The sequence below is a fragment of the Parahalioglobus pacificus genome, from assembly GCF_014652275.1.
Lineage (GTDB): Bacteria > Pseudomonadota > Gammaproteobacteria > Pseudomonadales > Halieaceae > Parahalioglobus > Parahalioglobus pacificus.
Genome location: NZ_BMYM01000001.1, coordinates 949,330 through 968,963 on the forward strand (window position 1 = coordinate 949,330; position 19,634 = coordinate 968,963).

Annotated in this window: 15 protein-coding genes and 1 tRNA gene; 15 read left to right on the forward strand and 1 reads right to left on the reverse strand. The window is 56.7% G+C overall.

What is annotated here, in order from left to right; all coding sequences use genetic code 11:
- The first annotated feature begins 25 nt into the window (after positions 1-25).
- From zipA to hisC, 15 genes are all read left to right on the forward strand, one after another.
- Entirely contained in the window at positions 26-958 is a 933-nt protein-coding gene (zipA, locus tag IE089_RS04380) for a cell division protein ZipA (RefSeq protein ID WP_189475504.1), read from the forward strand.
- A gap of 14 nt (positions 959-972) precedes the next feature.
- The gene (ligA, locus tag IE089_RS04385; protein WP_189475506.1) at positions 973-2,991 is read left to right on the forward strand and encodes an NAD-dependent DNA ligase LigA; all 2,019 of its coding nucleotides are present in this window, start codon (positions 973-975) and stop codon (positions 2,989-2,991) included.
- Positions 2,991-3,593, forward strand: coding sequence for a transglycosylase SLT domain-containing protein (locus IE089_RS04390; protein ID WP_189475507.1), 603 nt, complete (start codon positions 2,991-2,993; stop codon positions 3,591-3,593). Before ligA ends, IE089_RS04390 begins: the two co-directional genes overlap by 1 nt.
- Positions 3,594-3,776: 183 nt before the next feature.
- Positions 3,777-5,558 carry an FAD-dependent oxidoreductase gene (locus IE089_RS04395; RefSeq protein ID WP_189475509.1) on the forward strand — a complete coding sequence of 594 codons (1,782 nt, stop codon included), beginning with the start codon at positions 3,777-3,779 and terminating at the stop codon, positions 5,556-5,558.
- Entirely contained in the window at positions 5,555-7,432 is a 1,878-nt protein-coding gene (locus IE089_RS04400; RefSeq protein WP_229802577.1) for a 2-oxoacid:acceptor oxidoreductase subunit alpha, read from the forward strand. Before IE089_RS04395 ends, IE089_RS04400 begins: the two co-directional genes overlap by 4 nt.
- Positions 7,429-8,481 carry a 2-oxoacid:ferredoxin oxidoreductase subunit beta gene (locus IE089_RS04405; RefSeq protein ID WP_189475511.1) on the forward strand — a complete coding sequence of 351 codons (1,053 nt, stop codon included), beginning with the start codon at positions 7,429-7,431 and terminating at the stop codon, positions 8,479-8,481. The genes IE089_RS04400 and IE089_RS04405 overlap by 4 nt, the downstream gene beginning before the upstream one ends.
- Positions 8,482-8,600: 119 nt before the next feature.
- The gene (gene phoB, locus IE089_RS04410) at positions 8,601-9,311 is read left to right on the forward strand and encodes a phosphate regulon transcriptional regulator PhoB (RefSeq protein ID WP_189475513.1); all 711 of its coding nucleotides are present in this window, start codon (positions 8,601-8,603) and stop codon (positions 9,309-9,311) included.
- On the forward strand, positions 9,308-10,588 hold the full coding sequence (gene phoR / locus IE089_RS04415) for a phosphate regulon sensor histidine kinase PhoR (RefSeq protein WP_189475515.1): 1,281 nt from the start codon (positions 9,308-9,310) through the stop codon (positions 10,586-10,588). The genes phoB and phoR overlap by 4 nt, the downstream gene beginning before the upstream one ends.
- Before the next feature lie 100 nt (positions 10,589-10,688).
- Positions 10,689-11,621, forward strand: coding sequence for a phosphate ABC transporter substrate-binding protein PstS family protein (locus tag IE089_RS04420; RefSeq protein WP_189475518.1), 933 nt, complete (start codon positions 10,689-10,691; stop codon positions 11,619-11,621).
- Positions 11,614-13,845, forward strand: coding sequence for an ABC transporter permease subunit (locus IE089_RS04425; RefSeq protein WP_189475520.1), 2,232 nt, complete (start codon positions 11,614-11,616; stop codon positions 13,843-13,845). The genes IE089_RS04420 and IE089_RS04425 overlap by 8 nt, the downstream gene beginning before the upstream one ends.
- Positions 13,845-15,512 (forward strand): phosphate ABC transporter permease PstA, encoded by a 1,668-nt coding sequence (gene pstA, locus IE089_RS04430; protein ID WP_229802579.1) that lies wholly within the window; start codon positions 13,845-13,847, stop codon positions 15,510-15,512. The genes IE089_RS04425 and pstA overlap by 1 nt, the downstream gene beginning before the upstream one ends.
- Before the next feature lie 112 nt (positions 15,513-15,624).
- The gene (gene pstB / locus IE089_RS04435; protein WP_229802680.1) at positions 15,625-16,377 is read left to right on the forward strand and encodes a phosphate ABC transporter ATP-binding protein PstB; all 753 of its coding nucleotides are present in this window, start codon (positions 15,625-15,627) and stop codon (positions 16,375-16,377) included.
- 6 nt (positions 16,378-16,383) lie between these two features.
- Positions 16,384-17,109, forward strand: a complete 726-nt coding sequence (gene phoU / locus IE089_RS04440) for a phosphate signaling complex protein PhoU (protein ID WP_189475524.1) — start codon at positions 16,384-16,386, stop codon at positions 17,107-17,109.
- A gap of 57 nt (positions 17,110-17,166) precedes the next feature.
- A tRNA-Glu gene (locus tag IE089_RS04445) sits at positions 17,167-17,242 on the forward strand.
- Between the two features lie 58 nt (positions 17,243-17,300).
- Positions 17,301-18,356 (forward strand): histidinol-phosphate transaminase, encoded by a 1,056-nt coding sequence (gene hisC, locus IE089_RS04450; RefSeq protein ID WP_189475526.1) that lies wholly within the window; start codon positions 17,301-17,303, stop codon positions 18,354-18,356.
- Positions 18,357-18,433: 77 nt separating this feature from the next.
- On the opposite strand, the gene IE089_RS04455 is transcribed toward hisC, so the two are convergent.
- Entirely contained in the window at positions 18,434-19,555 is a 1,122-nt protein-coding gene (locus IE089_RS04455; protein ID WP_189475528.1) for a beta-ketoacyl-ACP synthase III, read from the reverse strand.
- Positions 19,556-19,634: the final 79 nt, after the last annotated feature.

Below are 19,634 nucleotides of genomic sequence, written 5' to 3' on the forward strand. Positions count from 1 at the left end.
CGAAAGGAGTGTAGGCACGGCGACAATGGATTTGACGATTCGCGACTGGATGGTAATAGCCGGGGTACTGCTGATCTTTGCAGTACTTATTGATGCGTGGCGAAGGGTGCGCTCAGAGCGCTATTCACGCGTGAAAATGAAGCTGTCGGATCCCGCTCCGGACGATGCCGCTGCGGCCGATGAGGACATTAGCTGGCTTAAAGAGCTGCCCAATGGCGGCGCGCGAGTTGTCGACCGTAGTGACCTGCTCGATGCAGCAGCAGGCTTTACATCAGGCGCAGAAGCGCCGGCAGCACAGCAGGCGTCTACTGACGAAGCGGCAGTGGATGAGCCAGAGTCAGTTGACGCGCCTGAGCCGGACATCCCTGAGATGGCCGATGAACCTGACGACGAAGTTGCACTGGTCACCGGTCTTAGCAGCGATGAGCCAGAGCCGGAAAATATTGACTGGCTGGACGACATGCCGGCATCCGGGCCTGCCAAGCAAAGTGAGAAACCCGAAGCAGGTACCTTGCCTCGCAACATTGATCCTGAGGTCTTCATGATCAATGTTGTTACCCGTGATCCAACAGGATTCAGGGGCGAAGACATCATGCACATTCTGTTGGCCTGTGATTTACGCTTCGGCGATATGGATTTTTTCCATCGGCACGAGTTTGAGGCCGGGCGTGGGGCGATACAGTTCAGTGTGGCTAACATGATGCAGCCGGGTGTCTTTGATTTGGACAATATGGCCGAGTTCAAAACGCCAGGGCTGGTATTTTTCGTCACCCTCCCGGGCCCGCAGGACATGATGCAGGCGTTTGATTACATGGTTGAGACTGCACAGACCGTTGCGCGCAATCTTGGGGGCGATGTGCTCGACGAAACCCGTAGTGTTATGACTCGTCAAACTCTTGAGCACTGTCGCCAGCAGATTCGCGATCTCGAACGGCGCATGCTCGCCAAAGCTACCTGACGCTCCACGACGCCGTGGTCGATACGACTTCCTCACAGGTTGCCCGGTTGCGGCAGCAGTTGGATGACTGGGGATACCAGTATTATGTGCTCGATGACCCCCAGGTACCGGACATCGAGTACGACCGTGCACTGCGCGCGCTTCAGGCGCTTGAGACCGAGTACCCCGAGTTACTGACAGCAGACTCACCCACCCAGAGAGTGGGTGGCGCGCCGATCAAAGGTTTTAGCCAGGTCGCCCACGAGATGCCCATGCTCTCACTGGATAATGCTTTCGACGAGGCCGAGTTGCGTGACTTTGACCGCCGTGTGGTTGAACGCCTTGGCGTGCCCGGGCCCATCGAGTATGCCTGTGAACCCAAGCTTGACGGTATTGCCGTCAGTCTTCTCTACCGCGACGGATTGTTAGAGCGTGGCGCCACGCGCGGTGATGGGCGTACCGGTGAAGACATTACGCACAATGTGCGCACCATTCGCTCCATCCCGCTCAAGCTAAGAGGTGAGAGGTATCCCGGCCTGCTCGAGGTGCGCGGGGAAATCTACATGCCCAAAGCCGGCTTCGAAGCGCTCAATGCGCGGGCCAGGGAGCAGGGTGAAAAGCCCTTCGTCAATCCCAGGAATGCCGCCGCCGGCAGTTTGCGGCAACTCGATGCCAGCATTACCGCGCAACGCTCTCTTGAGATGTGCGCATACAGCGTGGGTCTTGTGGATCAGGGGGAGCTGCCGGCGCTGCATGATCAGTGTCTGGCGCGGCTGCATAGCTGGGGCTTTCGTATCAATGCCGAATCCCGCGTTGTGAACGGTGTAGACGCGGCGGAGCGTTATTACGAGCAGCTCGCTGATAAGCGTGACGGGCTGTCTTACGACATCGACGGCATTGTGTACAAAGTCAATGACATCGCACAACAACAGCTACTGGGTTTTGTGGCACGCGCCCCACGCTGGGCGATAGCCAGAAAGTTTCCTGCTCAGGAAGAACTCACTCAGCTGGTTGACGTTGAGTTTCAAGTGGGACGCACGGGTGCAATCACGCCTGTCGCCCGGCTGGCGCCGGTGTTTGTTGGCGGCGTTACGGTGAGTAATGCCACGCTGCACAACGCTGACGAAGTTCAGCGTCTTGGTGTTCGTATCGGCGACACGGTGGTGATTCGTCGAGCCGGCGATGTGATTCCCCAGGTCGTCTCGGTGTTGCCAGAACGCCGCCCTGATGACGCAGCTGAAATAGTGTTCCCATCACAGTGTCCGGTTTGCGGCTCACCGGTGGAGCGTGAGGAGGGCGAGGCCGTCCAGCGGTGTACCGGTGGCCTGGTGTGTGCAGCACAACAGAAAGCGGCGCTGCGACATTTTTCGTCGCGTCGCGCAATGGATATTGATGGCCTGGGGGACAAGCTGGTAGAGCAGCTCGTTGACGAGGGTCTGGTGAAGTCCGTGGCAGATCTCTATCAGTTGCAGCACGACACGTTGCTATCGCTGGATCGCATGGGTGCCAAGTCAGCCGATAACCTTTGCGAATCGCTGGATCGTAGTAAACAGACCACGCTGCCGCGCTTCTTGTTTGCACTTGGCATTCGCGAGGTGGGTGAGGCGACTGCGGCCGGGCTGGCACAACATTTCCAAACCTTCGACGCCATAGCCACTGCCAGCGAGGCGGCGCTATTGGCGGTTGATGACGTGGGGCCGGTGGTGGCTGATCACCTGAGGCAGTTCTTCGACAACCCTGCCAACTTGAGTGTCGTGCAATCACTGCTGGACAGTGGTGTACAGTGGCCGGTGATGGACACGCCTGCCGTTGAAAGACAGCCCCTGGTAGGCCAGACCTGGGTGGTTACCGGCAAACTTGAATCCCTGACTCGCGATGAAGCCAAGTCGGCTTTGCAGGCGCTGGGTGCCAAGGTAGCGGGTAGCGTGTCTGCGAAGACCAGCTGTCTGGTAGCGGGCCCCGGTGCAGGCAGCAAGCTAACCAAGGCCAATGAACTGGGTATTGATGTTATTGATGAGGCGGCCTTACTTGAGCTGCTGGAGGAGCACCATTGATGCGCGGAGTCATCCTGTTACTGCTTGTTATTACCACCGGTTGTACAACAGCGCCGCCCAGTAAGCCGGGTGACATCTGTCATATGTTTCGCGAAAAGAAAGGCTGGTACGACGACGCGTCCGATTCAAAGGAAGAGTGGGGCAGCCCCATTCCGGTGATGATGGCGATCATGCATCAGGAATCCCGTTTCCACGCCAAGGCCAAGCCGCCCAGGAAGAAGATTTTCGGTTTCATCCCTGGCCCCAGGCCCTCTGATGCTTACGGTTACAGCCAGGCCTTGGAATCCACCTGGCGTGATTACAAACGCAGTGCAGGACGCTACGGTGCGGACCGAGACGACTTTGGCGATGCCATCGATTTCATTGGCTGGTACAACCACCAATCGTTCCGCCGCAGCGGCATTGCCAAGAACGATACTTACAATCTCTACCTGGCCTACCATGAAGGGCAGGGCGGGTTTAATCGCGGTAGCTACAAGTCTAAACAATGGCTGATAGACGTTGCGCGCAAGGTGCAGCGGCGATCAGTGACCTACACGCACCAGCTCGCCGCTTGCGAGGAATCCCTCCAGGATGACGGCTGGCTCTTCGGTTGGTTTTGATCCGTATTCCGGTGGGCTGAAATATTGACCTGAAGCCCTCGAAATCACCGCCAAGTGTCGGAATAGTAACGGGAAACCCATCTCCCGACGGGTGAAAACCGTACCCACCTGTGACACACTCCTAGCGGTCCCGCACTGTAATAGCGGGTACGGCCGAATAAGCGATAACGATAGGGTCATATCATGCTCAAGCCTACCGACACGGCAAATCCAGAGTACTTCCATAAGGTCGTGGATTGTCAGTACGCCTGTCCTGCTCATACGCCAGTGCCGGAATACATCCGGCTGATCGCGGCAGAGCGCTACACCGATGCCTACATGGTGAATTGGGAGTCCAATGTGTTCCCGGGCGTGCTGGGCAGAACCTGTGACCGACCCTGCGAGCCTGCCTGCCGCCGGGGCAGGATTGATGAGGAGCCCGTGGCGATTTGTCGCCTGAAGCGGGTTGCTGCCGACAATAAGTCTTCCATCGCCGATCGACTGCCACCCATCCCCGAGAAAAAGAACGGTAAGCGTATTGCCTGCATCGGTGCCGGCCCTGCGTCCCTGACTGTTGCCCGGGACTTGATGCCGCTGGGCTATGACATCGACATTTACGACAACCAGATCGCAGGCGGCGGAATGATGCGCTCGCAGATCCCCTCGTTCCGACTTCCCCTCGAAGTGCTGGATGAAGAGGTGAACTACATTCTCGATATGGGTGTCACGACCTTTTTCGATGTGGAGGTCGAGAGTCTTAAGGCGATGCTGGAAAAGGACTACGACGCAATCTTCGTCGGTACCGGCGCTCCGCGCGGAAAGCTGTTGAAACTGCCGGGCCTCGACGAGGCTGGTGATGCTGTTCATATCGGTATCGATTGGCTATCCAACGTGGCGTTTGATCACACAGACAAAATCGGAAAGCGCGTGCTGGTGTTGGGCGGCGGAAATACAGCGATGGACTGCTGCCGGACGTCTAAACGGCTTGGCGGTGAGGATGTGCGTGTCGTTGTACGCAGCCCCTTCGCCGATATGAAGGCATCGCCCTGGGAAAAAGAAGATGCCATGCATGAGGGCATCCCTATCTACGACAACCATGTCCCCAAAGAGTTTGTCATCGAAGACGGCAAGATGACTGGCATGCTGTTCGAGAAGGTTGAGGCGCAGTATGACGACAACGGTAAGCGCAGCCTTGTGCCTACTGGTGAAGATCCGGTGTTTATGGAAGCTGACGATGTACTGATGGCCATTGGTCAGGAAAACGCCTTCCCATGGATTGAGCGCGACGTCGGCGTCGAGTTTGGTGAGTGGGATATGCCGGTAGTGGACCGCGTGACTTTCCAGTCAACCAACGAGAAAGTGTTTTTCGGGGGCGATGCTGCCTTCGGACCAGAGAATGTCATTACCGCCGTTGCCCAGGGGCATCAGGCAGCGGTATCAATCGATTTGCTCCTGCGTGGCGAGTCAGTGACCGACAGGCCGTCGCCGTTGACCAACCTGCTCAGCCAAAAGATGGGCGTGCACGAGTGGAGCTACGATAACGCCGTCGAGTCAGACGAGCGCTATGTTGTGCCGCTGGCGCCGCTGGACAAGGCCTTGAGTGATCGCAAGCTGGAAGTCGAGCTGGGCTTCGACCAGAGCACGGGCTACAAAGAAGCCGAGCGCTGCCTCAACTGTGACGTACAGACAGTTTTCGAGGAAACACGCTGTATAGAATGTGACGCCTGTGTCGATATTTGCCCTACCGACTGCATTACCTTTACTGCGAACGGTGAAGAGGCAGGCCTGCGCAGCCGATTAACCGGTCCCGCCAATAATCTTGCGCAGGACCTCTACGTGTCAGAAGACTTGCCTACCGGACGGGTGATGGTGAAGGACGAGGATGTGTGTCTCCACTGCGGACTGTGCGCAGAGCGATGCCCCACCACAGCTTGGGATATGCAGAAGTTTCTCTACAACGTGAGCAAAGCGGGGCACGCGGCATGAGCAGTATGAAGAGCAGCGTCACGCCGCTGGAGTCAGTTAACGAGTTTGTCATCAAGTTCGCGAACGTGAACGGCACCGGCTCGGCCAGTGCCAACAACCTGTTTGCGAAAGCCCTGTTTCGTATGGGCCTGCCTGTCAGTCCCAAAAATATCTTCCCGTCCAACATTCAGGGCCTTCCCACCTGGTATGAAGTTAGAGTGAGCGAAAAGGGATATCTGGGGCGACGCGGTGGCGTCGATATCATGCTCTCGGTTAATCCCCAGAGCATGCCGCAGGATATTCAGGAAGTAGAGGCGGGGGGGTATTTCATCTATGACAACACCAAACCGCTTGATCTGCGCCTGATTCGCAACGATGTCAATATTATTGGCATTCCGCTGACACGTATTTGCAACGAGCAGTATCAGGACCCTCGGCAGCGTCAGCTGTTCAAAAACGTTATTTATGTCGGCGCACTTGCAGCGCTGCTGGATATGGACTTCAAGGCCCTGACGGAGCTGGTCGCTGACCAGTTCAAGGGCAAAGAAAAGCTGATCACACCAAACATCCATGCGTTGGAGCTCGGGCACCAGTACGCCAGTGAAAACTTGAAGTGTCCCCTGGGTATCCGTGTTCGCTCTGCGGATGAGGTGGGCGACAAGGTCCTACTGGACGGTAATACAGCATTGGGACTGGGCGCCATTTATGGCGGGGCATCGGTCGCAGCCTGGTATCCCATCACGCCGTCAACCTCGGTGGTCGACGCTTTTGAAAAGTATGCCAAGCGCCTGCGTATCGACGCCGGTACAGGGCGCACCAACTTCGCCATTGTTCAGGCCGAGGATGAACTTGCCGCTATTGGGATGGTAATAGGTGCAAGCTGGAATGGCGCCCGAGCCTTTACAGCGACCAGTGGGCCCGGTGTGTCACTCATGGCAGAGTTTCTCGGTCTGGCTTACTTTGCCGAAATTCCCACGGTGCTGTTCGATGTGCAGCGGGCTGGTCCGTCAACGGGAATGCCGACGCGAACGCAGCAGTCGGATATTTTGGCCGCAGCCTACGCATCACACGGCGACACCAAGCAGGTGCTCCTGTTCCCATCAACACCCCGAGAGTGCTTCGACTTTGGGGCGCTATCGTTTGACCTGGCCGAACGTTTGCAGACCCCCATCATCCTGATGACCGACCTCGACCTGGGCATGAATGACAATATGTCCGAACCACTGGAGTGGGATGATTCGCGCCGCTACGACCGCGGGAAGGTGCTCTCTGCAGAGCAATTAGACGCGCTGGATGACTTCGGTCGTTATCTGGATGTGGACGGTGATGCGATCTGCTACCGAACGATCCCCGGTACGCACCCGGACAAGGGTGTGTTCTTCACCCGGGGTACATCGCGCGATGAGTACGCCGTTTACACTGAGAAGGGTGAAGAGTACGAGAAAAATATGCTGAGGCTGCTTCGTAAGTGGGACACCATCAAGGAGCATGTGCCCAAGCCGGAGGTTACCGAAAGTGCGCAGGAGACGGACAGCGCCGTCATCTACTTTGGCACCAGCGAGGAGTCGTCCCGCGAAGCACTGGACTACCTTGCCCAGGACGGGGTGCACCTCAACGCCATGCGTGTCCGGGCTTTCCCCTTCAATGATGAAGTGAAAGCGTTCATCGAGAAACATCGCGAGGTATTCGTCATCGAGCAGAATCGCGACGCACAATTGCGCACATTGCTGATGGCGGAGTTCGAGTTTGGCCCGGACAAGCTCAAGTCGGTGCTGTGCTTTGATGGCAACCCCATCAGTGCCCGAAACATTCGCAAGCAGATAAAGAAACACCTGGGCGGCAATGTGCTACCACTGCATAAAACTGTTGCCGCCAGCGCAGGAGAATCCGCATGAGCTACCAGATACCGTCATTCCGCCACCCCGATCTGCCTGTCAATGACCTTGGCTATACGCGCGCGGACTACGAGGGGTCGATTTCCACCTTGTGCGCTGGATGCGGTCACGACTCTATCAGTGGCTCCATCGTCAAGGCGGTGCACGAGCTGTCTATCGCGCCACACCACATTGCCAAGTTGTCCGGTATTGGCTGCTCATCGAAGGCACCCACGTATTTTTTGGGCAAGTCACACGGCTTTAACTCGGTGCACGGGCGCATGCCCTCGGTGGTCACCGGTGCCGCCATGGCCAACCGCGACTTACTGTACCTGGGCGTATCCGGTGATGGTGATACCGCCTCGATCGGGATGGGGCAGTTTGCGCATGCCGTGCGAAGAAACCTGAATATGGTCTATATCGTGATGAATAACGGTTGCTACGGCCTCACGAAGGGACAGGATTCCGCGACCGCCGATGAAGGCTCGGCCAGTAAAAAAGGCGATCCAAACCCATTCAGCGCGATCGACCTGCCGGGTATGGCATTGCAATTAGGTGCCACCTTCGTGGCTCGCAGTTTCTCCGGTGACAAGGAGCAGCTGGTACCCCTGATTAAGGCAGCCATCAGTCACCACGGATTTGCCCTGATCGACGTGATCTCACCCTGTGTCACCTTCAACAACAACCCGGCCTCGACCAAGAGCTACGAGTTTGTGCGCGAGCATTCAGAGGCTACTGGCACGGTCGATTTCGTGCCCATGAAAGAAGAGATTACTACCCGATATCATGCGGGGAGTCCGCACGAGGTCACCATGCACGACGGTTCTGTAATTCACCTGAACAAGGTTGATGAGAATCTGGATCCTTTTGATCGTGGATCGGCCATGATGACACTGCAGCGGCACCGTGATGCTGGCCAGATTCTGACAGGCCTGATTTACATGGACCGTGATTCCCGAGATCTTCACGATGTGCTCGAGACCTCACAGCGACCGCTGAATACACTGGGTGAATCGGATTTGTGTCCGGGCAATAAGGTGCTGCAAACCATCAACGCGAGTCTTCGCTGAGGCGGATACCTCGAGCCCATCTGCTGCATGCAGCAACGTGATACAGTAGGTGTCATGTTGCTGTCACAATTTCATCATCTAATACGCATCGACCGCGTTTAGCTGAGGGAAAAGCTGCAATGCCAGACCAAACAGTCCTGATTGTTGATGACGAGTACGCGATTCGCGACATGCTGCGCATGGCGCTGGAGATCGCTGAATTTCGGTGTATTGAAGCGGAAAATATCCAGCAGGCGCATACCCTCGTCGTCGATGAGAGACCCGACATTGTGTTGTTGGACTGGATGCTGCCAGGCGGAAGCGGGCTGGAGCTTCTTCGCCGCCTGAAACGCAATGACACAACGGCTGATCTGCCCGTCATCATGCTCACTGCCAAGACGGCTGAAGACAATGTCATTCAGGGTCTGGATGTGGGCGCAGACGACTACATCACCAAACCGTTTGCGCCCAGGGAATTGATTGCCCGTATTAAAGCTTTGCTGCGCCGTGCCGGTGGTGGTGAAAAGAATGAACGGATACAGGTGGCGGACCTGGTGCTTGACGGTGAAAGCCGACGCATTTTTATGGCCGACGAGCCTGTGGATATGGGCCCCACCGAGTTCAATCTTCTACAGTTCTTTATGTCGCACCCGGAGCGTGCATATACTCGCGGACAACTGCTCGATCATGTTTGGGGTGCCAACGTCTACGTCGAGGAGCGCACGGTAGACGTACATATCCGCCGATTGCGTAAAGCTCTGCAAACGCCCGAGCACGATTACAGCGACCTCATTCAGACTGTGCGCGGTACCGGCTATCGTTTCTCCGCCCGCGGTATTGGTGTTCGGTGATCGGATCCAGTAGCTGGAGCGCAGAGCTTCGACGTCTACTTGTTTTTGTTGCGTTATTGACGCTGGCGGCATGGGCCGCGGGGTACCCTTTGCTGGGTTTCTCGGTAGCCACCGCTCTGGCGCTGGCTTATTGGGCCTTTCAACTTTGGCGAGTTCAGCACTGGATGGCGAATCCGGAAGCCGACCCCCCGGAAACCTATGGCATCTGGGGCGCAATCTTTGACAACATTTACTTGCTGCAGCGGCGTAACAGGGAAGCTCGGACTCGCCTGCAAAGTTCGCTGGATTACCTGCAAGACTCTCTCAGCTCCATGCGGGACGCTGCGGTCATTGTCGACGAACGCGGAGCAATTGAATGGAGTAACGCCGCAGCGCTCCAGATGCTCGAGCTGCGATATCCCGAGGACAGGGGCCAACCTGTTGCGAATCTGATCCGCATACCCAGCTTCCAGCAGTACTTGCAGGGAGAGGATTTCTATGCGCCTCTGCGTACTGCCGGTGGCAGTGCTGATCAACGTTTTTTTGAGTTCGAAGTAAGCTCTTTCGGGGCGGGAGACCGATTGATCTTTATTCGAGATGTAACTGATCGAGTTCGCTTAGAGCAGATGCGTCAGGATTTTGTGGGTAATGTGTCACATGAGCTGCGCACGCCGCTGACGGTGATTAAAGGCTATATCGACACGTTTCTCGGCATGGGTGACGCGCTTGAGCCCCAGTACGTACGTCCATTGCAGCAGATTGACCAGCAGGCTAATCGGATGGAAAACCTGCTGAAAGACCTGCTTTGGCTATCGAGGATCGAAAGTGTCAGTGACGATAAGACACTCGAGCCGGTCGATATCGCTGCCATGATCACTGAAATGCAGGATGAGATCAGCAAGGGTTTCCCCGGGAGGGAGCTGCTGGTTAACGCTGAAACCTCGGATACCGTACTCGGCGATTTCCGTGAGCTGCACAGTGCCATCTCAAATCTTGTGATCAATGCACTGAAGTACAGCGGGCAGCAGGATCAGGTCACCGTGCGTTGGTATCGCGAGGGCGAGAAACTCTGCCTGGCTGTTGCCGATCAGGGTTTGGGTATCGATGCCAGTCATATACCGAGGTTGACCGAGCGCTTCTACCGCGTGGATGACAGTCGCAGTTCCCGAACAGGCGGCACGGGTTTGGGTCTGGCCATCGTCAAGCACGTCGCCGCCGCGCATGAGGCAGAACTCCAGATCGAGAGTGAGTTGGGTAAAGGCAGTGTGTTCAAGCTGGTCTTTCATGCACCCGGCTAGGCATTGCTTACGAGGATTTTCGGCGCGGCCAGCGGCAGGCCAGGCGCCGTCTGTACACGGCTGGGCACGCTCCGTATCCATCCCACTGATCGCACTACTGATGTGCTGCCTGCTCAGCATGAAGGGGAGGGCGGAAGCGCCGGCACAGACACTGGATTACCAGCCCGTTGTCGCCGTATCGGGTACCTTATCCAGCGTTGGCTCAGACACCATGGCCAATCTGATGACGCTATGGACGGAGAATTTCAAGCAGTTGCACCCTGGCACCACTATCCAAGTGCAAACGGCGGGCTCCGGTACTGCCGCGCCTGCATTGACTGAGGGCACCGCCACCCTGGGCCCCATGAGTCGCCGGATGACCCGTGGTGAAATCCTGGCCTTCGAACGAAGCTATGGTTACGCGCCGACTGCTGTTCCGGTTGCCGTCGATGCGCTTGCGATTTTCGTACACCGGGATAACCCTCTGTCAGTCATCGATATTCAGATGGTTGATGCAATCTTTTCCAGCACGCGCGCCTGTGGCGCTAACCAGACTGCTCGCGTGTGGGGAGATGTCGGGCTTACCGGTGATTGGGCGACACGCCCCATCGACCTGTTCGGAAGAACATCAGCTTCCGGGACCTATGGCTTTTTCAAACGCATCGCATTGTGCGGCGGCGACTTCAGTGACAGGGTAAATCAGCAGCCTGGCGCCTCTTCGGTAGTACAGGCACTGGCCGTGTCTCCTTATGGAGTTGGGTACTCCGGTGCGGGTTTTGGTACAGCCAGTGTAAAAACAGTACCGCTAGTGGATAGGCTGGCGATGACATCTCCTGAGCCGGAAAATGCGCTAAGTAATGATCAGGCACAGCTGTCGCGCCAGCTGTATATTTACACGAATCGCGAACCTGGCGAGCCTCTGCCGCCACTTGAGAGAGAGTTCTTTCGTTTTGTTCTTTCTGATGAGGGCCAGCAGGTCGTTGCCCGCGCAGGTTATGTGCCAGTGAGCGTCAGCCATCGACGGGTGCTCATGGAGCAGCTGGATCTTGAATAATTCACTGCATCGCGGCAGATTCGCAGCGCGGCAGGTGTTGGATCGCTGCGCCAATGCTCTGATCAGCGCAGGCGGCGTCGGTGTAATTCTGTCTGTCGTCATGATACTCGTCTTCCTGCTGCATGAAGTGGCCCCTCTGCTATCGGCGCCATCACTGACCGAGCAAGGCACATCTGCAGTCCCCGCCAGCGACAGCACATTACTTGTCGCCGAAGATATTGGCAGTGTGGGGCTGGCTTTTTCAGAGTCCGGAGAGGCCCGGTTTTTCGACCTGTCCCGTGACCGGGCGTTGCTTACGCGCTCTTTGCTGTATGCGGACGCAAGCGTTACGGCAGCAACTCGCGCCGCGCTGCCTTGGGGCGCTGCAGCACTGGGCACAGAGGCTGGTGAGTTGCTGCTAGTCAGGCCTGAGTTTGAGACGACGGTGACACAGGGACGCAGAGAGTTGCGTCCGTCTGTCCGTCCGATTGTGCCGCTACTCCAGCTGGCGCCAGCCGGTGATGCTCTGTTGCGTGTCGCGCTGACTGAGACTGATAGTGAGCTGGCTGTGGCGGCGGAGAGCGCGTCTGGCCGGTTGTACTTCGCTAGCTGGCAGCTGGATGAGAACGGTCTTGCGGGCTCAGCAAACCGTGTTCTGTCACTGCCGCCCGGCGAGGATCCGGGAAGCAGTGGGTTGTTGTTTGTCGATGCACGACATCGGTTTCTGGTCAGGGTGACTTTCCAGGGTAACTATACGGTGCATGACCTGGCGCCCGTCAATAACGCCATGCCCGTACCAAGGCTGACCAGCGGCAGCCTTTTCGAAGCTGGCGAACAACTCACTGCTGCTGCAGTACTTTTCGGCAGTGCGAGTTTTGTCGTGGCCTCGGATCGTGGCGCCTTGCTGCAATTGTCGCCCACCCTGCAGGACAGTGGTGAGCTATCTTTGCAAACCCTCCGTCGATTCTCGGTACCCGGCAAGGCCGTTCATCATCTAGCTGCCGATCCAGGAAGTCGGCTATTCGCTGCGGTGTTCGACGATGGTGCTATTGGCTTATTCCACAGCACCTCGCAGCGGCAGGGGTGGGCAACGACAGGGCTGGCGACTGACGAGATCACTGCATCATCAATTTCTAATGGTGGTGGGCAGCTATTGCTGCAAGATGCCCAGGGTGGTGTTACGAGATTCAGCATCCAAGCTCCCCATGCAGATGTGTCAGCGCGATCGCTGTTTGCAGCCGTACAGTATGAGGGTTATCGCGCCCCCATTTTCAAATGGCAACCCGCAACGGCGGGTGCAACCTATGAGGCCAAGCTCAGTCTCTCGCCGCTACTTTGGGGCACACTGAAGGCTGCGTTTTTTACAATGCTGTTTGCCATTCCGCTGGCGCTGTCAGCAGCAATTTTCACTGGTTATTTCATGGCTTCGTCCATGCGTAGAAAGGTGAAGCCCGGCATCGAGCTTATGGAAGCTATGCCAACGGTGGTACTTGGCTTTCTGGCGGCGCTCTGGTTTGCTCCGTGGCTGGATGAGCACCTGGCAGAGGCACTGCTTGCCTGCTTACTGTTGCCGGTCGCTGTTGCAGTGAGCGGTGTGTTGTGGGGTCTGCTGGGCAATGTTCTGCGCCCCTATGTGGTATCAGGCTGGGAGCCCCTGTTGTTACTGCCCGTGTTTGCAGGAACCGCTGCGCTTGCAGTATTTGCCGCAGATCTGTTGGAGCAGTGGTACCTGGGTATGAGTCTCAAGGACTATATCTATCAGCGGTGGGGTTTGGACTATGCTCAACGAAATGCCCTGGTTGTCGGTGTGGCTATGGGTCTTGCCGTTGTCCCTACTGTTTTCTCTATTGCAGAGGACGCGCTGTATTCAGTACCGAAACAGTTGAGCGATGGCTCCCTGGCCCTGGGAGCGAGTCGCTGGCAGACGCTGCGTAATGTTGTACTTCCAACGGCCAGTCCCGGCATATTCTCGGCCCTGATGATCGGGCTGGGGCGCGCGGTAGGGGAGACCATGATCGTCGTGATGGCTGCGGGTAACACGCCACTCATGGATAGCAATTTGTTTTCCGGGATGCGGACACTGTCTGCAACTATCGCGTTGGAGGCCCCCGAGGTCGCGTTGGGTAGTAGTCACTACCGAGTGCTGATTGTGGCTGCGCTGCTGTTGTTCCTGCTCACTTTCATTTTGAATTCCGCCGCTGAGCTCTTGCGTCAGCGATTGCGCAGACGATACCGGGCGCTGTAGTGGCCAAAAAGAAGCGCAGAAACCCGTTCATACCCAAGGGGGATCCGCAAAGCTGGTTTGCCCGTGGCGAACCTTTGCTGTGGTTCAACGCCAGTGGCGTGACACTTTCGTTGTTGCTGGTTGGCGCATTGCTGTACCTACTCACTGCCAACGGTCTGGCGCATTTCTGGCCCAAACCTTTGTATTCACTGTCAGTCGCGGCAACGGGGACAGACGGCAGTGAGAATGAGAGTGAACCTACAAAGCGTCTCTACGTAGAGCGGGTGCGGACTGAAGTTTCTACCCATGCGACGGGTGAACAGCGCAGCACGCTCTTTCGGCGCGGGAATCGCGATCGCGGCGATGGCGAGTTCGTATGGGTCAATGATGAGAACGTGGTCAGCCTCTCTCGCCCGGCTGAACTGGTGAGAGTATTACGTGAGGCCTGGGGACCTGCCTACGGTGAACTGCAGTCATTGGAAACGCCCAGGGGAACAGTAGCGCTTTCGCCAGATGCGGACCAAGCCCTATACGAGGCTCTGGATAGGATCGACGCCGTGAGATCCAAAATGGCAGCGCTCGAAAACGGCACAATCCGTAAGCTCAACCGTGAGGCACAGCGGCTTTACCAGAGAGAGCGAGCCATTGGCGGTGATGCGCCGTTGGCTGAAGAGCTTGGCAAGGAGCAGGCGCGTTTGTCGGCGGCTTTCACCGGCGCGCAACGCGACATGCTTGAGATGGCCCAGAGCATCGAGCCATATTGGCTGACCCTGCGGGTAGACTCCGGCGAGTTGTGGCGACTGCCACTGGCATCAGTTCTGGCTGTGCAACACCCTAACAGCATGAGCTACGTCGAAAAGCTCGAAAGCTGGGCCCTGCAACTATGGGCGTTTCTCTCGACGGCCCCCAGGGAGTCCAACACCGAGGGTGGGGTGTTTCCGGCCATTGTCGGCACGGTTGTTATGGTGTTGTTGATGTCGGTTATTGTCGCTCCCTTTGGCGTGCTGGCGGCTATTTACCTTCATGAGTACGCCAAACAGGATTGGAAAACACGGCTGATACGCATCGGAGTAAACAACCTCGCGGGCGTGCCCTCAATTGTTTATGGGGTCTTTGGGCTGGGTTTTCTCGTTTATGTCGTCGGCGGTGAACTGGACAAGCTGTTCTACAGCGACGCGCTGCCATCGCCCACCTTCGGAGCCCCCGGGCTGTTGTGGGCATCCATCACGCTGGCTTTGCTGACGCTGCCTGTAGTCATCGTGGCCACTGAAGAGGGGCTGGCACGCATACCGCAATCGCTGCGCGACGGCAGCCTGGCATTGGGTGCGACACGGTTTGAAACCTTGTGGCGCATCATTGTGCCCATCGCCACGCCCGCAATGATGACGGGCGTAATCCTGGCGATTGCACGTGCAGCCGGCGAAGTTGCTCCCTTGATGCTTGTCGGCGTCGTGAAACTGGCACCTGCGCTGCCTATCGACAGTCACTACCCGTATCTTCATCTTGACCAGAAATTTATGCACCTCGGCTATCATGTGTTTGACGTGGGCTTCCAGAGCGCCAACATTGAGGCCGCCAGACCCCTTGTTTATGCGACTGCACTTTTGCTTGTCGTACTGACAATCGGGCTAAACCTATTCGCCGTACTACTGCGCAACCATCTGCGGGAAAAATACAAGGCACTATGAACATGCATAGCGATTCGGTAATCAAATGCGAGTGGGGTAGTGATCCATGAGCGCTGAACTGAGCCTCAAGCCCAGGCATCTCTTGCCGGCAAAAGCCAACAAGCGCACGGGCATGAACGTGTCGGTAGACGGATTGTCGCTCTACTACGACCGGCATACCAAGGCCCTGGACGACGTGTCGCTGAGGATCAAACGACAGCAGGTGACTGCGTTTATTGGCCCCAGCGGCTGCGGCAAATCAACGCTATTGCGGTGCTTTAATCGAATGAATGACCAGATTGAAGGATGCCGCATTGAGGGACGCATCCGGATGGACAAGATGGATATTTATCATCCGAGGGTTGATGTGTCCTTGTTGCGTCGTCGCGTTGGTATGGTTTTCCAGAAGCCCAACCCGTTCCCCATGTCGGTGTATGAGAACGTCGCTTACGGCTTGCGCATCGGCGGCCTACGACGTCGGCGCGAATTGGATGAGGTCGTAGAGCGCTCCCTGCGCGCGGCAGCATTGTGGGATGAGGTTAAAGACAGGCTAAACGAAAACGCTCTCGCGTTATCGGGAGGTCAGCAGCAACGATTGGTGATCGCGCGCACAATTGCGGTTGAACCCGACGTGCTTCTATTGGATGAGCCGGCTTCATCGTTGGATCCTATCTCCACACTAAAGATTGAGGAGCTGATCTACGAACTGAAATCTCGCTACACCATTATTATTGTCACGCATAATATGCAGCAGGCAGCGCGTGTGTCAGACATGACGGCATTTATGTATCAGGGCAGGGTGATTGAATTTGATACGGCGGACCGCCTATTCACTAACCCAAAAGAGAAGCAAACAGAAGATTACATTACCGGGCGGTACGGGTAAGGCTTGATGGAATCACGTCACGATAGCTATAATCAGCATATCTCTGCACAGTACAACGCTGAGCTTGAGGCGCTGAAAAACCACCTTCTCGAGATGGGAGGGTTGGTCGAGCAGCAGTTGGGTGACGCGATAGATGCTTTGCTGAGGCGTGACAGCGGCAGCGCAGCGCCCATCATCGATAAAGACGCGGTGATCAACCAGATGCAGGTTGATATCGACGAGGAGTGCTCGCGGATACTTGCGCGCCGGCAACCGGCAGCCAGTGATCTGCGATTAGTGCTGACTATTGGAAAACTGACCAACGACCTGGAGCGCGTTGGCGACGAGGCCTCAAAGCTTGCCCGCTTGGCGATAGACCTATCAGAAGATGCAGCATCTCCCAGCAACCTGCTTGAAGTGCGACAACTGTCCACCGACGTTGTGGATATGCTGCATGCTTCACTGAACGCCTTTGCAAGGCTTGAGGTTCACCAGGCAGTCGGGGTCGTTATCGCCGACCGAGAAACCGATCGCGACTATGGGAGTGGTCTGCGCAGCCTGACAGCGCTGCTCATGGAGCACCGTGACAGCATACCCACACTGTTGAACGAGATCTGGGCGCTACGCTCGCTGGAGCGCGTTGGCGATCACGCTGCTAATATCGCTGAGCAGGTCATTTATCTGGTCCGTGGCGTTGACGTGCGGCACCTGTCCCGCAAAGAGTTGAAACAACAGCATCTGGACCAGCCTTAGTTTTGCATTGGCAAAGTCACGCCGTTACAATGCGCACACCTCGACTGAGGGATCTGCGTCCCCTTCGTCTAGTGGCCTAGGACACCGCCCTTTCACGGCGGGAACAGGGGTTCGAACCCCCTAGGGGACGCCATATTTTGACAGACAGACCCGGCCATGCGCCGGGTTTGTTGGTTTAGGGAGCCATGGCTATGAGCCGCTTCTGGAGCAAGATTACCCACGCATTGACACCCTATGTGCCCGGGGAGCAACCGCAGCACGCGCAGTTAGTCAAACTGAACACTAACGAGTGCCCGTACCCGCCTTCGCCCCGTGTGATGGATACTATACAGGCGATATCGGATGACTCGCTCAGGAGATATCCCGATCCGTCCTCTGTGGCCTTGCGTGAGGCAATCGCTGCTACCCGAGGTCTAGGTATCGAGAACGTGTTTGTGGGTAACGGATCAGATGAGGTGTTGGCCCATGCCTTTCAGGGCTTGCTGGCGCACGAAGAGCCGTTGCTGTTCCCCGATATCACCTACAGCTTTTACCCAGTCTGGTGCCAGCTATATGGCCTGACATCGCGAACCATTCCCCTGGCGGAAGATTTTAGTCTGGCCTTAGACGAGTATCGGGCGGGTCGGGGCGCCGTGATCATCCCAAACCCAAACGCGCCCACAGGAATGGCATTGCCGTTGACCTCTATTCGCCAGTTGCTTGATCAAAATCCTGACGCAGTGGTGGTAATTGATGAAGCCTATGTGGATTACGGCGCGGAGTCTGCAGCGGCACTGGTGCCTGAGTATGAAAATTTGCTGGTCGTGCAGACCTTGTCTAAGTCTCGCGCCCTGGCGGGTCTGCGTGTGGGTTTTGCACTGGGCAACCCGGCGCTGATACAAGGCCTCACGCGGGTAAAGGATTCGTTTAACTCCTACCCTCTCGACGCCGTGGCCCAAGCTGCCGCTCGCGCAGCGGTAGAGGACGTTGATTACTTCGACGAATGCCGTCAGCAAGTGATGGCAACAAGAACGTCATTAAGCGAGGTGTTGCTGGAATTGGGCTTTGATGTGCTGCCCTCACAGGCGAACTTTGTCTTTGCCCGGCACCCGGAGCACGATGCTGCGAAACTGTTTGCAGGTCTGCGGCAGCAGGGTGTTATCGTGCGTCACTGGAATAAGCCACGCATAGATCAGTATTTGCGAATCAGCATTGGCACCGAGGCACAGACGCAGCGATTGTTAGAAGTGCTGACGCAGCTACTCTGAGATCCTGTCGCCGCGCTCGACTCAGCTAGCTGCGGCGAGTAGGGCGGCCACGCTTATCATCGCGCGGCCTCTTCTTATTAACGCTTGCGCAATATCACGCTGCCAATGCTGTAACCGGCTCCGAAGGAGCACAGAACGCCGATGTCGCCGCTGGCAAAGTCTTCGCGGTGTTTGTGGAACGCGATAACCGAACCTGCTGAACTTGTGTTGGCGTATTTATCGAGAATGGTGGGTGCTTCTTCCGCCGTGGCATCCCTGCCCAGCACCCGTCGTGAAATCAGCTGGTTCATGTTCAGGTTGGCCTGATGTAGCCACAGCCGTTTAAGTGACTGAGCATCGATCCCGGTCGCGTCCAGGCGTTCGCTGATCTGGGTGGCCACTGCCGGGCAGACTTCTTTAAAGACCTTGCGACCTTCCTGCACGAACAGCTTGTCGGCCTTACCGATGCCGGATTCATCACCGCGGTTAAGGAAGCCAAAGTTATTGCGAATATTGTTGGAGAAGATGGTCTGGAGGCGACTGTCCAGAATCTCGTATTGATCGTTGGAGGTGGCAGATGCGGCTTTCTCCAAAACGACAGCAGTGCATACATCACCGAAGATAAAGTGCGAATCGCGGTCGCGGAAGTTCAGGTGTCCACTGCAAATCTCAGGGTTCAGCATCAGTACGCAGTCAGCGCTGCCATTGGCGATGGCGTCACGGGCCTGCTGTATGCCGAACGTTGCTGAGGAGCAAGCGACATTCATGTCAAAGGCAAAACCCTTGATACCCAGTGCATCCTGGATTTCCACAGCCATGGCCGGGTAGGCGCGCTGCATATTGGAAGCAGCGACAATAACGGCATCAATATCATCGGCCGTCTTGTTCGCCTGAGCCAGCGCTTCCCGCGCGGCGGTGATGGCCATTTCGCACATCACCGACGGCTCGTCGTTGGTGCGCTCTGGGATGTTCGGCGTCATGCGAGTGGGGTCCAGAATGCCGGACTTGTCGACAACAAACCGAGACTTGATGCCTGAAGCCTTCTCGATGAATTCCACAGAAGAATGCTGCAGGGCTGGCATGTCACCGGCGGCAATTTCATCTGCATGCTCGACGTTATGCAGGTCGACATAGGCGTTGAAAGCCTCAACCAGTTCGGCGTTGGAAATGGCGTTTGGCGGCGTGTAGAGTCCGGTGCCACTGATGACGATGTCGGTCATTGCGGGTTGTTTCCTGTTCTCGTTATAGCTCGGCGTATTCTACCTACAAAAAAGGCCGCTAGGCGGCCTTTTCAGAGGG

Coding starts and splice junctions, on each gene's coding strand:
- zipA (WP_189475504.1), top strand. CDS start 26: ATGGATTTGACGATTCGCGACTGGATGGTAATAGCCGGGGTACTGCTG.
- IE089_RS04390 (WP_189475507.1), top strand. CDS start 2,991: ATGCGCGGAGTCATCCTGTTACTGCTTGTTATTACCACCGGTTGTACA.
- IE089_RS04395 (WP_189475509.1), top strand. CDS start 3,777: ATGCTCAAGCCTACCGACACGGCAAATCCAGAGTACTTCCATAAGGTC.
- IE089_RS04400 (WP_229802577.1), top strand. CDS start 5,555: ATGAGCAGTATGAAGAGCAGCGTCACGCCGCTGGAGTCAGTTAACGAG.
- IE089_RS04405 (WP_189475511.1), top strand. CDS start 7,429: ATGAGCTACCAGATACCGTCATTCCGCCACCCCGATCTGCCTGTCAAT.
- phoB (WP_189475513.1), top strand. CDS start 8,601: ATGCCAGACCAAACAGTCCTGATTGTTGATGACGAGTACGCGATTCGC.
- IE089_RS04420 (WP_189475518.1), top strand. CDS start 10,689: ATGTGCTGCCTGCTCAGCATGAAGGGGAGGGCGGAAGCGCCGGCACAG.
- pstB (WP_229802680.1), top strand. CDS start 15,625: ATGAACGTGTCGGTAGACGGATTGTCGCTCTACTACGACCGGCATACC.
- phoU (WP_189475524.1), top strand. CDS start 16,384: ATGGAATCACGTCACGATAGCTATAATCAGCATATCTCTGCACAGTAC.
- hisC (WP_189475526.1), top strand. CDS start 17,301: ATGAGCCGCTTCTGGAGCAAGATTACCCACGCATTGACACCCTATGTG.
- IE089_RS04455 (WP_189475528.1), bottom strand. CDS start 19,555: ATGACCGACATCGTCATCAGTGGCACCGGACTCTACACGCCGCCAAAC.